We start from the raw sequence: 12,617 nt of genomic DNA on the forward strand, positions 1-12,617 counted from the left end.
AAGGAAAATTCGTGCATAAATCAGAACGTCTCTTTCAGTTAGTGGATCTGCTCAAGGGTCGACGATTAGCGGTTACCGCTAAGTCATTGGCCGATCACTTTACGGTATCTGAGCGTACGATTTATCGCGATATTCAGGACTTACAAAGTTCTGGCGTGCCAATTGAGGGGGAAGCAGGTGTCGGCTATATTATTGGTGACTACCCACTGCCCCCTATGATGTTTAGCTATGATGAACTCACCGCATTATTACTTGGCAGTAAAATGGTTGGAGCATGGACGGATCCCGAACTAAGCGCACATGCAAAAGCAGCCATTGCCAAAATAGAGGCCGTGCTACCCGCTCACCTCAAACAACAGCATGACCACTCCCCTTATTTGGTTTCGAGTTTTAAACACGGACCACAACAACAATCCTTTAGCGCTACACTCAGGCTCGCCATTGCGGCTAAGCAGTGTGTACAACTTGAATATCAAGACGTTGCAAAGCAACAAACCCAGCGTATTATCGAGCCTCTCGGATTGGTTTATTGGGGTGGAAAGTGGACGCTGGTCGCATTTTGTCAGCTCCGCAGTGATTACCGTGAATTTCGCTTGGACCGTATCACCGCGATACATAAAAGTGAGCTGACCTTTACCGTAAGTCCTGATAAAAACCTCAACCATTACGTTGAACTAGTTAAGGCCAAATACGCCGAAGAAATTGCACAGCACCAATGCCAAGCGCCTGATAAAAGTAGCAACTCATTCTAAGCTCACTGCCCGATTCATATTTTGTTACTAATACTTGCGCATCTAACACCAACCTTTTCAAACTGCACCGCGACTAATTTTGTAAATCAGACTTATTCCTTCGAGGTGCTTATGAAAACCACAAAATCAATACTCATTATTTCGGTAACACTGGCTTTGAGTGCCTGCATTGGCTACTCCAATGCAAATACAACCGAGCCGCAAACACAAGGCAGCTACCGGCTTATCGCTTACCAAGACTGTAACCCAATAATCAAACACACCATGGACGCCGAACAGGTGGCCGCATACAAAGCACTCAAAGCGGCAGAGCTTAATATGTCAGCTTCTGAGTTACCAATGAAAGATATTGAAGACAAGCTCGCACTGCTCAGCAAAGAAATGGAAGTCATTAGTAAAGAGGCCATACAAGAAGACGACGATCGACTTGTGATCAATAAAGCGCTACTGGCAAAACAAGAAGAAAAGGCCAAGCAAATTGAGGCAGTAATTGAAAGTCACGCTGCTAATTTTGATGCCATTGACGACTATGCCGAAAAAATCGAAGCCGCAGCAAATCGTTTTGATAAAGCTTTAAAACCCATAATTGGCGACTTAAAAGAGGTCAATATTAATATCATCGAACCCGGTGAAACCCCAAGTGCCCGTTGCCTCGCGTCAAGCTAACCAAGTTGAACTGACTGAATGGAGGAAAATATTCCTCCAATGCCCACTTCTCATCACTGCTCTTACTATTTAGACAAAGTGATATGGACTTTAACTGACAAGCGATATTGAGCAAAATACGACTACCTTATACCCGACTAGAATTAAAAACGAAGAGGAGACAGCTACTTTTTACAGTAAAACGTTTCTAATCACTTGTGAGATAGTATCTAAATTCTTCAAGCGTGGTTCTACCTCGATCACTTCAAGTCCCTTTATAGCCTCAGCGTCATCCATAAAAAAGGCAGAATCATATCGCCCTGTAGTTTTGCTCTTTACATAAACTAAAAAGTAACAGTGTTGATGTGCCTGATCGAGCCTACGCAAAAAGTCTATTTCTTCCGCAGTTATATTTGGTTTCACTAGCGAATGTATTTTGGATACAAAAACATGTTTTATGTAAACCACCTGTTGACCTTTGGTATATTTAGAAATATCGTGTAACCCATAGCCCGGCACGGCTGTGACTACAACTTCATCAATTTTTAGTAAACTTAGCATGTTCATTTTCTGTTTTAATGTTTCAACTTTATTGTTAACATTATGTTTAATTAGATGCGCAAAAGTCTCCGCATCATAGAAAAAAGGAAAAGGACGTGATTAATGGCGATGATTTAAAAGCAATGAGAAGAAAGGCCGGTATCTCGCAAGAACAGATGGCAAAAAAGCTTGGATGCGATCGTAAAACCATTAGTAACTATGAGCTAGACGTAAGCGATATAAGATCAAAGCAACTTTTTCAGTGGTTTATGTTCTGCAAAATAGACGCTAAATCTTTACTTAATCAGATCAAAGAGCTGAGTAGTACGATGAATGGCTCTGAAAAAACAAAAATACAGGATGATGACTAATGAAAAAGGTAAATTTTCTGGGCTTAATACAATGCTTTTTATTCTCCAAGTCTTTGTTCAATAAAGGTAGTACCAAATCAATACACTGTGATTCTATTTATAGCTTCCGCACGCATAATCCCCCCAGAGAAAAGATGGATAACCACAATACAAGTCAACTTTCTACTGGTATATGCTCTTCGGTTGCGGGCGGCAATACTGCTTTTAAACCCCCTAGGACGCAGCGTGATACAAATAGAAATGGACAAATCGTGAAAAAATATGCAAATTGTCTCACATCAGAAATGTGTCTCGTCGTGACTGCTGGTACTGGTGCCTATAAACCACCGAGAGAACAAAGTGTTGAAACTACCACTGCATCCGATAACCCAGCTATTAATTCTTAAGGATGAGTAATGAAACTTTCAAACTTAGTGTTACTTAGCACTGCCACAATAGCATTTTTCTACATACAATTGTGGGATCCGCGTATTGTAATGCCTCTTTATCTTTCTCTACTGGTAGTTAGTACGGTATATGGTTTTTACGCCAAAAATATTAATGTGCTTCATATCTCTAGCTTTATCCTTATCTGTACCGGAATTAGTTATGTGATTTTTGAGGGCGGTATAATTAGTTATGTTCTACCTGATGAGAATAAATTACTGCAAGGCACAGTTGTCTATGGTACACAGCTTTTATTAAGTGTTATAGCTTTCATTGTAATGATTTTTAGAGTCCAGCTATCCCGGTTAATTTCTAAATCTAATGATATTGAATTAACCTACTTTGATGGACTTTTCCATTGGATATACATGTACACCTCCTTAATTTACTTACTGGGGCTAGTAGAAAATATAGCGTGGTCATACTTCAACCTAAAATCATGGACATTTATTTACGATAATTTCGAAGGCTTAATCTATATCGCATGGGCGATATGTTGCGGCGCGGTACTGACCATGATGATATGCTCAGCAAAATCAAACGACTCCCAAGAGCCAAGACTGTCGTAAGCAATCAGCAAAAGTGTAAAAAACCAGATTTCTATCTGGTTTTTTTGCTTTTGTATTCACAAGCTGTAGTAAGTAGAACCTCTATGCTCTGATGACAGGTTTCAACGCCCATCCAAGTGCCACGACTTACGATTCTTTGATGTCCAAAGAATCGTTGCTCAAAAGAAAAGGCACTCCCAACATCACACTGTACCCTCTCTATCTCACCACAAAAGCATAACTTCTCGGCGGGTGAACCGCCTCCCACAAAACTATTTACACTGTGAGTTAGGAGGCTACGCTGATAGTTTTTGCAATGCTTTAAAGCAACTTAATCATAAAAATCGTAGAAGATCTCACAAGCAACGTATTCCCCCTCCATCACACCCGAAAATCATAAGTCGATATGCAATGTGCCGACAGGATGTCGGCCAAGTCTTGTCAGGCACAGGGACGTACCTTACAAGACGGTTGCACTATGTCGGCTTAGGGTTTGAGGATTAAGTGTGATGCTGGGGCGACGTTTTCTTGGTTCGTTCTTTTTCGTCGTTTAAAAAGAATGAACGAGGAGCGCATGGATGCGCTTTGATATTAAACATGGAGGTTTATGTTGCTAACGACTGGTAGCTCGAAATTTACCGTAAAGTCAGCCCGTCCTCCTGACGGATTTCGACGCCCATCCATGGGCTACGACTTACTTTTCTTTGATGCCCAAAGAATCGTTGCGCAAAAGAAAAGGCACTCCCAACATCACACTGACTCCTCAAGTAAATTACCAATATGAACGTCACCGCGGTGTAAGGGCCATCCTTGGCCCTGTCACCGCTTTTCACGCATCCATGCGTTGAAATGACTCATTGGCAATTTACTTTCGGGTGTGATGAGGGAGATACAAGGCGCTGATAAATTCTTGTGGTGCTTGCAAGCAACTATGTTTCTGATGGCTTTGTGGACAGCTAACAGACAACTTATTTCCCCCCTTCATCACACCCGAAAATCATAAGTCGATATGCAATGAATTTAAACGCAGACATCCACCATAATTTGTAGCTGACATTGTTTGGTTTCCTCAACCCTTGGATGTGTAGAAGTTAGTGGTGATTGCCTGACCCAAATAATATCAGGATAGTTACATTCAAAATAACGAACTCGTTTTTAGATGGCAATTTTAAAGCATAGTGCTCTAGCAAAAGATACAAATTATGCTCCGCTATAGCCTTCAATACATGCTACTGCGTTGTATGTTTTAGTGTATTAATTCAGATATAAAGTATGTTATGTTCGTTCATGCTAGCCTCAGCTGTTTAGTTATTTAACAAATTAATTATGGCCTCGCTTTGTATTAAGCTAACCCACGAAAAAGAGAAGGCTAGCACAGTGTGGGAGTCATTATATCTATATATTTCGGAAGGTCGGCAGTGAATGATATTGAAAGGAATAAGTTAATCAAAACTAGCTGGGATTTGCATAGTTTGGTAGAAAGTAGCTACCTTGGCAATCCCGCTACCAAAGGCGATGAGGAATGGCTAGAAAAACAGCGTATTCTATTAGCTGACATGGCCATTCATTTATTACAAACGGCTATTCAGCCAGGTAACATAGAGCTTGATAAATTAAAAAATAATCTGCACTCGATTCTAACAATCACAGATCAATTTTTACCCCATTCAGGACTTAAAGAAGCAACAGAGAAACTTTACAAGTAAACATACAATACATGTCCAAGTTAGTATTTCCGTAGTTTGGTTTCCTGTAGTAGTCATGTTTTGCAGTTGACTATAGCGATAACAGCCGATGTTATTTATTGCACAAAGAGAAAGGTTAACACCCACTATGACTACCCTCTCACTCGATTAAGCGATTGGTTATAGTGCTTTTTGTATTGCTTCGCTAAAGCCTGACTGTCTTGGTAGCCAACCTGATTGGCTATCTGCTCCACACTCATATTAGTGCTATGCAATAGCTGTTTGGTGCGAACGAGTCGCGCAAGTCGCACGTACTCAAAAGGCGTCATACTCGTGTGCTGTTTAAAGCGTCGAATTAACGTACGCTCTGACATACAAGCATGTTTCGCAAGGCTCTGTAAGCTATGCGAAACATCGAGATTATCGCTGATATGATACTGTGCCTTAAGCAATTGCGCATCTCTATGTTGTAAAAAGCCACTGAGCTGCACAAACTCATTTTGACTCGCTTGCTCGTTTGGTATCGCCAGCCACGCGGCGATTGTTTTTGCCACTTCTGAACCCAGCACGTCGGTAATAAACCGCAGCATCAAGTGCAAGTAACTATGAGCTGCGCCCGCGGTATACACCATACCGCTTTGCTCTGTTACCTTTTGGCTGTTGGGCTTTAAAACGGGATAATATCGTGTAAAAAAAGGCGTAAGCCACCAGCTACACGTAAATTGTTTTTTATCCAACAATCCTGCTGTGGCTAAAAATGCGGTACCGCAACATCCGGCAAGTTGATAAGTCGTGGGATGAAATTCAATACCATGCTTGTTTAATTGTGCTTTGACTTGTTGGCATTGTTGCCACAACAAAGGCTCTGATGAAAAGTGACTGCCGAGCCAGATAACGACATCAGCATCAGCCAATGCGCTAAATTCAGCATGACAAACAAATTCTAAACCCTGACTACTCATCACCGACTTTTGCCCTGAAAGCGCAACCGTCTGCCAGCAAAACACCGCCTTACCAGCGACTTTGTTTGCCACGTTCAATATATCAATCACGCCAGTTAATGCGCTCGCAAACACATGTTCAGGACAAAGCAAAATCACCTTCATGGCAATATCAAACCAAAATTAGTCATTATTGACACGATAAGTTAGCAATCAATCTAGTTAAAGTAAAACCTCTTTCAAATTCAGGAGCTTTACTATGTGGATCCATATTCCGGTTTTATTTTTGCTTAGCCTAACGCTGCTATTATTTCTTTTAACCGCAACGAGTAGAATTCGCGCAGTCAAAAATGGTGATATTGCACTTCAAGATATTCGCTATGTTGAAAAACACGCCTTCCCCGAGCGCATAAGATTATTAGGTAATAGCTATGACAGCCAGTTTCAGCAACCGGTGTTATTTATCGCATTACTGATACTTTTGCATATTGAGCAAATGACGGGACAATTTTGGTTTGTGCTTAGCACCGTGTTTGTCGCAGCAAGATATTGGCACAGCTACGAGCACGTGCTAGGCAGCAATTTACGGTTACGAACCCTAGCATTTGGATTAAGTAGCTTTTGCTTGTTTTTTGCCTGGTTTAGCTTCTTGTTCGATAGAATATAAAAAGTCACTGGTTAAAGGGATTTTACACTGGCTAAGTTACGTACAAGTTTGTTACATTAACCACAACAATAACCTTAGGTTTTGGTTGTGCTGCAGTCTAGGTTGAATGGCGTCAAAATACATAGCAACTTTAGTGGGAAGCTTACGCTCCTACTCGCTGTTATTTACGGCGCCGTATTTTTGTTTAGCCCCTCAATTTTTGCGCTTGATGACAATTGCTCGCTCACGACCGCTCACGATGACTCAATTTTGCTTACTATCAATACCACGTCTTATAGCAAAATTGAACGCGGCAACAATACCGTCTCGATAGCCTGCAATTTACATGAAGACAGCGTTTTTTCATTTGTAGATGTTGGCCTTAATCACTATCAGTGGCGAGTCAACGCCCCTTTGCCCGTTAAGTTCTCACAACCCGCATTTATCATTCCAAAAGGTAAGTACACAGCAACCTTAAGCTTGGATTCTATGCAAATTCATACGCCAAGATTTAGGCTGATGAGCATGGGGAAATTTATTTGGGAAAGTCAAAAAAGCAGCCTAGTCATGGGCGCATTTTATGGCCTTTGTTTTACCTTGATTTGCTATGTATTGATCATGGGTAGTCGCCTCAATGATCCTATATTTAGGCTTTACGGCGCTTATATCTTCTGCCTTTGTGGATTTGTATTATTCCAAGAAGGGCAATTAAATCTTTTTGTTTCATCTCAGTATAAGCCATTACTCAAACACGCATATTTACTTAGTATTGGTCTCACTGTGGTTTCGGCAACCTGGTTTATGTTGAGTATCCTACTTGTTGACAAACAGTGGCCAAAACTCGTGTTGTTACTTAAAAGTGCCGCGGGTATCGTGATGCTCCTGAGCATACTTAAAATTCCCACTCAACAAGCACAATTGTCCTACTTATTAAGCCAAATTATGGCCTATATCACCCTCGTTATTGTCGCCACTATCTTTGTGCTATCTGCTCTTCAAACCAAGCGTAAAATTGGCGAAGCAAGTTTGGTTTTTGCGGCACTGAGCCTAGTATTAGTCGGTATGGTATTTCGCGTGCTGTTAGTGGGATATAGCCCATTTATGCAGCGGTATGCACTTATTTTTGCGTTTGCCATTGAGTCTTTACTGCTTGCCGTTGCGGTATCTAAACGCATTGGACGACTCAGACAGCAAAAGCAACAAGCTGAAAATGAAGCAAATTATGATCAATTGTGCGCCATTTTTAACCGTCGAGGCTGGTACAAACAAGCCAACGTGCTAGTCGAGCAATTTAATAAACGTGGTGGTGTTTTGGCATTATTTTACATTGACTTAGATAAGTTTAAGTTGATTAATGACCAATTTGGTCACGATGCTGGAGATAAGGCGCTTGCCCATGTTGCGACGTTTTTGTCATCAAGTATCAGAAAACAAGATATTGTAGGACGCCTAGGTGGCGATGAGTTTGCAGCCCTGTGCTTATTTGACGACACACAGTCTGCAGAAGAAAAAGCACAACAGCTGCAACAACAACTCAATACCTTGCAATTTAGTCATGGGAAACAAAAAGTAGCAATTCAAGGTAGTGTCGGGCGAGCATTTTCCCAACACCCGATAACAGATATCAGCGATTTAATCGCACAAGCTGACAAGCAAATGTATCAGCAAAAAACCTTATCTTAAAGCTTAGGCTGCCTTAAGGTAAGGCTCTTGGCCTTTGTGCTTTACGCTCCGTTGATAACTACCTTTGCCTTTTTTGCTTTTTTCAACTTTCGCCTTAAACAACGGGCTGGTTACCAACGCTTTTAATGCGTTGTCTTTAATTTCACCACGCTGATGAGCATGGTGAAGTTTGCTTTTTTTAGTCATGACTTACTCCAAATAAGAATCATATAAATTGATAGTGTTGATGCATAATTTCAGACCATCAACAAGCGCGAATATTAACCTAAATGTTTTAAAGCGCAATGGCTTTTAGCAATAAATTTTCGTCTTTTTTGACTGCTATTTTAAAGTTAAGTTCATACCTACGCTCTATACTTAAATGCAGTCCTTTCAAGTCAAGCTAAACATTCGCGACAATGACCGATATCGAGATTGCAACCGGGATCAGCATACATTATCAGGACGAGGGAGCGCATCACGCCCCCGTTATTATTTTGATAATGGGTCTTGGGGCACAAATGACGATTTGGCCAGATGAATTGTACTTTGGGCTAGTCAATAAAGGTTTTCGGGTGATCCGTTTTGATAATCGCGACACGGGATTGTCGAGCCACTTGGATCATCTAGGTTCACCAAGTGTGATAAAAACCATGCTGAGCAAAAAACTTCCCATTCGCGCTTCTGTTCCCTATACCCTAGAAGATATGGCCGAAGATGTTGTTGCTTTGATGGCAGGACTTAAGATTAAACGCGCCCACCTTGTTGGTGCTTCTATGGGCGGGATGATTGCACAAATCGTTGCTGCTAAGCATAAAAAGAAAGTGGTAAGTTTGACCTCAATTATGTCAACCTCAGCGTATCCCAAGTTTACCGCAGCAAATGTAAAAGTCATGCTGCAACTGGCAAAAGCACGGCCAAAGTCAGACTGCCACCAATCTGCCATTCAATACAATATAAAACTCAACCAGCTGATCGGCAGTCCTGCCTACCCTCAAGACGAAGGGACGCTACATCAACAAGCCAAACACAGTATTGAACGCGCGCATAACCCGCAAGGATTTAAGCGTCAGCTTGCGGCGATTGTCGCAAGCCAATGTCGCAAGCACACGCTAGAAAAGATCAAAACGCCTACACTTGTGATCCATGGTACCGACGACCCTATTTTCCCCGCGGCCGCTGGCCAGCAAACCGCCGCGACTATTCGCAAATCCAAACTAAAACTGGTCAATGGGATGGGTCATGACTTCCCTCCAATGCTCATGCAAAAGATTGCCAAATGGGTGGCAAAACACGTAACTAAAGCAGAGCGAAAGCGATTAAAAAAGAAACAGCGCAAACAAAATGCTGTCCAGGATACTACAAATAAAAAAAAAGTCCCGAAAAATCAATCAAACACGCCCCAACAAAACACAGTTCAAAATAAATAACATTCCCTAACATCACGCCCTGTAAAGCCTGATAGTGCTAGCCTTCGCAGCGTAATTCAGCCTAAATGAGAAGCAACAATTTCACCCTTATCGTTAAATTAAAGTAAATTTCCATTTGACAAACGCACATAAAAGCAACAACAATTAAACCGTTCCAAACTTATTTGGACACCAAAATAAAAATAACCATGGATACAACACCAACAATATCTTTCTGCAAAAAGTGGAACGATACAAAAGAGGTCAACATGAACATCACTATAGCTAAAACGCGATTCCAACGTTCTTTTATAGCAGCCGCTTTAGTGAGCCTAGGCTTAAGCTCGGCGCACGCAAACAGCGATCTGACAACTGCCAATGCCGCTGCTATCAGCGTTTCAGGAGAAAACCAACCCTATGAAGGTAAAGTCAACGCATTTGATAATAACCACTACAGCAAGTGGCTTACTTTTTCAGCTTCCGGTTGGATAAGTTATGCGTTTAGCGAAGCGGTGAATTTAACAGCTTACACCCTCACTTCTGCGAACGATGCGCCACAAAGAGATCCCAAAAATTGGACGCTTCAAGGCTCTCAAGACGGTCAAGTGTGGTTTACTATAGATTCGCAAAACAATCAAAGTTTTGCTTCGAGACATCAAACTAAGCAGTTCAATGTCAGTACCAATCAAGCGTACCGCTTTGTGCGCTTAAATGTCACCGCAACGCAAGGTGCCAATTTATTACAGCTTGCAGAAATCGAATTTATCGGTGCTCCGGCAAACGGTGGTACAACCTTGCCATTTAACCAAAATGGCAGCGTTACCCCTGGCCAATGGGCACATTTTGGGCCATTTACAAGCTCAGCTCCTATCACAGCAACCTTGACTGGCAGCGGTGATGCAGATCTATACCTAAAAGCAAATAGCCAACCGACCACCACAAGTTATGACTGCCAAAGTATCAATGATGCCAGCTCCAACGAGCGCTGCGATATAAGCTCAAATGCGCCGGTTTATGTTTCTGTATACGGTTTCCAAAGCGCCAATTATGAATTAGCCGTCAGTAGCGATAGCACACCACCAAACGACACGTGGCAACGTCCGGAAGTAAACTTTGTTGATGTAAACCCTGAAACACAAGGCTCGGCATTATTTAAACGGATCATACCAAACCCAGCTGCACACATGGCCGAACGCTGTGTGGATGTAGCAAAAGTGCTATACCGCGACGCCAGTGAATCCCAGCGTTTTAGAAAATTGCAGTTTGAGTTGAGAGCCAAAGATCATTGGGGTAAGGATTTCGTTGCCTATAAGATGGGGCAAGACGGTTCGGGTGAGATGACTATCGTCGTTAGCACCGCGCACTTAGAACGTATTTATCGCGATAATAATAACAACGATGCCGTGATCCGTGATGAAATCGACGGCATTTTATTCCACGAAGTCACCCATGGTTACAATAACTCGCCGCTGACTCATGACAGCTATGGTGATGGCAAGGCAAACTGGGCATACACCGAAGGTCTAGCTGATGCCGTGCGGATCGGTGCTGGTTTTCATAAGTCACGCTCACCAGATATCATCAACGCTAAACGCTGGCTTAGTGGCTACACCACAACTGGGTTTTTCTTACATTACGTCAAACAACAGCACGACTCTGAGTTTATCTACAAGTTTAATAAAGCGGCGAAAGATATGGGTAACTATACCTGGTCATTTGATGCTGCATTTCAACATATCTTGGGCCGAAGTGTTGAAGATGTTTGGAACGAATATGTCGCCTTTATCCAAAATGGCGGACAGCTGGAGTATTAATTTTTAAATAGTAGCTCTGCCGCGTAAAAGGGTCTAAGAAATTTCTCTGAGAAACTCCTCTATGAGACTCCTTTACGTGGTATTCGTTATTTTTGTAACGCCTGCTCGTGGGACATTGTTTTTAGTTTAATCGCGAGGCCACAGGAGAAGTAGATCTTCACCACTCCAACAATGATCAAATGAAAGTTTGGGTGGGAAAGCAAATCTAAGTCATAGATATAGGCTGCTTTTATTGGCGCGTCGCCATTCTCTATCATGGCGATTAGCCAATGATAGATTGCAATCCCCTCTTTGATAACCCCAAGCACTATCAAGGCTACGCCCGTTAAAAACAACAAGCGACAATACCACAGCGCAGTTTCTAAACCCGGACAGCGTAAATTACGAAATGGAATAAATTTCATGTCAGTCCTTTATTTACCTTTTGATTGCTCGATTTTGATTAGCTTAACGGTATGGTGCAACAAAGATAAATCCCCTTCTTTACCATGCCCTGGAATAACCATGTTTGCTTCCGGATATCGGCTCAATACCTTGTGTATAGACGCTTGCCACTCATCAACCGAAGCATCCTCCAAGTTACCTAAATTTTTACTCACCACACTTTTCACAAAGCATCCTGCGAATAAAATCTTAGATTGTGGCAGCCACACGACAATATTATCTTTCGAGTGTCCTGCACCTGGGTAATAGGTTTCAACGACACCTGACTTTATCGCTGCTGAGGCTTGCGGCAAATTATGTGACGCGATAGCGCTGTGTTTTTGGGCTAATAGATGGTTAGTTTGGGCTGATGCATAGGTTGGGATCTGATGTTTATTTAATACCGCTAGGCCACCGCTTGCATCTTGATGATAATGCGTGACCACCGCCCCTTTAATATTGAGCTTGCGGTCCTCGGCCCACAATAGCAGTGCTTCTGTGTCTTGCTCGGTCCAAGGTGTATCAACAATGTAAGCATCTTGACCGTCGACCACAATCAGCCCAGAGCCTGCCACTAACCCCCAAGGTTCAACGTGTAGCGAAGATTCATGTTTATAAACATGCTCTGCTATCGGTGTTACCACTAAAGTCGATGTTTCCGTTGCAACTGTCACACAGGGTAACAAAAATAAGAAAGGAGCTAAAAACTTCATCTGAAGTTGTTCGTGTTAATTAAAAGTGACGAAAGACTATCA

General features: G+C 42.1%; 15 protein-coding genes. 10 read left to right on the forward strand and 5 right to left on the reverse strand.

Annotated elements, in window-relative coordinates; translation table 11 throughout:
• Positions 1 to 11 precede the first annotated feature (11 nt).
• Both GSF13_RS19120 and GSF13_RS19125 read left to right on the forward strand, forming a co-directional pair.
• Positions 12 to 752, forward strand: a complete 741-nt coding sequence (locus GSF13_RS19120) for a YafY family protein (protein ID WP_206473261.1) — start codon at positions 12 to 14, stop codon at positions 750 to 752.
• A 111-nt stretch (positions 753 to 863) separates the two neighbouring features.
• Positions 864 to 1,418, forward strand: a complete 555-nt coding sequence (locus GSF13_RS19125) for a hypothetical protein (protein ID WP_206473259.1) — start codon at positions 864 to 866, stop codon at positions 1,416 to 1,418.
• A gap of 171 nt (positions 1,419 to 1,589) precedes the next feature.
• Here the strand turns inward: GSF13_RS19125 and GSF13_RS19130 are convergent, their stop codons facing one another.
• On the reverse strand, positions 1,590 to 1,958 hold the full coding sequence (locus GSF13_RS19130) for a hypothetical protein (protein WP_130125924.1): 369 nt from the start codon (positions 1,956 to 1,958) through the stop codon (positions 1,590 to 1,592).
• Between the two features lie 95 nt (positions 1,959 to 2,053).
• Between GSF13_RS19130 and GSF13_RS19135 the strand changes: the two genes are divergently transcribed.
• The 4 genes from GSF13_RS19135 (at position 2,054) to GSF13_RS19150 (ending at position 4,988) form a co-directional block, all read left to right on the forward strand.
• The gene (locus GSF13_RS19135; protein WP_010606226.1) at positions 2,054 to 2,308 is read left to right on the forward strand and encodes a helix-turn-helix transcriptional regulator; all 255 of its coding nucleotides are present in this window, start codon (positions 2,054 to 2,056) and stop codon (positions 2,306 to 2,308) included.
• Positions 2,308 to 2,694 (forward strand): hypothetical protein, encoded by a 387-nt coding sequence (locus GSF13_RS19140; protein WP_010606225.1) that lies wholly within the window; start codon positions 2,308 to 2,310, stop codon positions 2,692 to 2,694. Before GSF13_RS19135 ends, GSF13_RS19140 begins: the two co-directional genes overlap by 1 nt.
• A 9-nt stretch (positions 2,695 to 2,703) precedes the next feature.
• On the forward strand, positions 2,704 to 3,303 hold the full coding sequence (locus GSF13_RS19145) for a hypothetical protein (RefSeq protein ID WP_010606224.1): 600 nt from the start codon (positions 2,704 to 2,706) through the stop codon (positions 3,301 to 3,303).
• Positions 3,304 to 4,700: 1,397 nt separating this feature from the next.
• Positions 4,701 to 4,988 (forward strand): hypothetical protein, encoded by a 288-nt coding sequence (locus GSF13_RS19150; RefSeq protein ID WP_010606223.1) that lies wholly within the window; start codon positions 4,701 to 4,703, stop codon positions 4,986 to 4,988.
• A gap of 131 nt (positions 4,989 to 5,119) precedes the next feature.
• Here the strand turns inward: GSF13_RS19150 and GSF13_RS19155 are convergent, their stop codons facing one another.
• Positions 5,120 to 6,073 (reverse strand): helix-turn-helix domain-containing protein, encoded by a 954-nt coding sequence (locus GSF13_RS19155; protein WP_206473257.1) that lies wholly within the window; start codon positions 6,071 to 6,073, stop codon positions 5,120 to 5,122.
• Positions 6,074 to 6,167: 94 nt separating this feature from the next.
• Here GSF13_RS19155 and GSF13_RS19160 point away from each other — a divergent pair, with 94 nt between their 5' ends.
• Entirely contained in the window at positions 6,168 to 6,575 is a 408-nt protein-coding gene (locus tag GSF13_RS19160) for an MAPEG family protein (RefSeq protein WP_174169910.1), read from the forward strand.
• Between the two features lie 180 nt (positions 6,576 to 6,755).
• Entirely contained in the window at positions 6,756 to 8,237 is a 1,482-nt protein-coding gene (locus tag GSF13_RS19165) for a diguanylate cyclase (RefSeq protein WP_248298743.1), read from the forward strand.
• Positions 8,238 to 8,240: 3 nt separating this feature from the next.
• On the opposite strand, the gene GSF13_RS19170 is transcribed toward GSF13_RS19165, so the two are convergent.
• Entirely contained in the window at positions 8,241 to 8,423 is a 183-nt protein-coding gene (locus tag GSF13_RS19170) for a ribosome alternative rescue factor ArfA (RefSeq protein ID WP_206473253.1), read from the reverse strand.
• 212 nt (positions 8,424 to 8,635) lie between these two features.
• Between GSF13_RS19170 and GSF13_RS19175 the strand changes: the two genes are divergently transcribed.
• Complete coding sequence (locus GSF13_RS19175) at positions 8,636 to 9,646, forward strand: alpha/beta hydrolase (RefSeq protein WP_206473251.1); 1,011 nt, start codon at positions 8,636 to 8,638, stop codon at positions 9,644 to 9,646.
• 248 nt (positions 9,647 to 9,894) lie between these two features.
• Positions 9,895 to 11,439, forward strand: a complete 1,545-nt coding sequence (locus GSF13_RS19180) for a basic secretory protein-like protein (RefSeq protein ID WP_206473250.1) — start codon at positions 9,895 to 9,897, stop codon at positions 11,437 to 11,439.
• An 86-nt stretch (positions 11,440 to 11,525) separates the two neighbouring features.
• Here the strand turns inward: GSF13_RS19180 and GSF13_RS19185 are convergent, their stop codons facing one another.
• Positions 11,526 to 11,843: a hypothetical protein gene (locus tag GSF13_RS19185; protein ID WP_010606216.1), complete on the reverse strand. Its 318-nt coding sequence runs from the start codon at positions 11,841 to 11,843 to the stop codon at positions 11,526 to 11,528.
• 9 nt (positions 11,844 to 11,852) lie between these two features.
• Positions 11,853 to 12,575, reverse strand: a complete 723-nt coding sequence (gene bla / locus GSF13_RS19190) for a subclass B1 metallo-beta-lactamase (RefSeq protein ID WP_102057295.1) — start codon at positions 12,573 to 12,575, stop codon at positions 11,853 to 11,855.
• Positions 12,576 to 12,617 lie beyond the last annotated feature (42 nt).

The sequence above is a fragment of the Pseudoalteromonas sp. M8 genome (assembly GCF_018141365.1).
Taxonomy (GTDB): Bacteria; Pseudomonadota; Gammaproteobacteria; order Enterobacterales; family Alteromonadaceae; genus Pseudoalteromonas.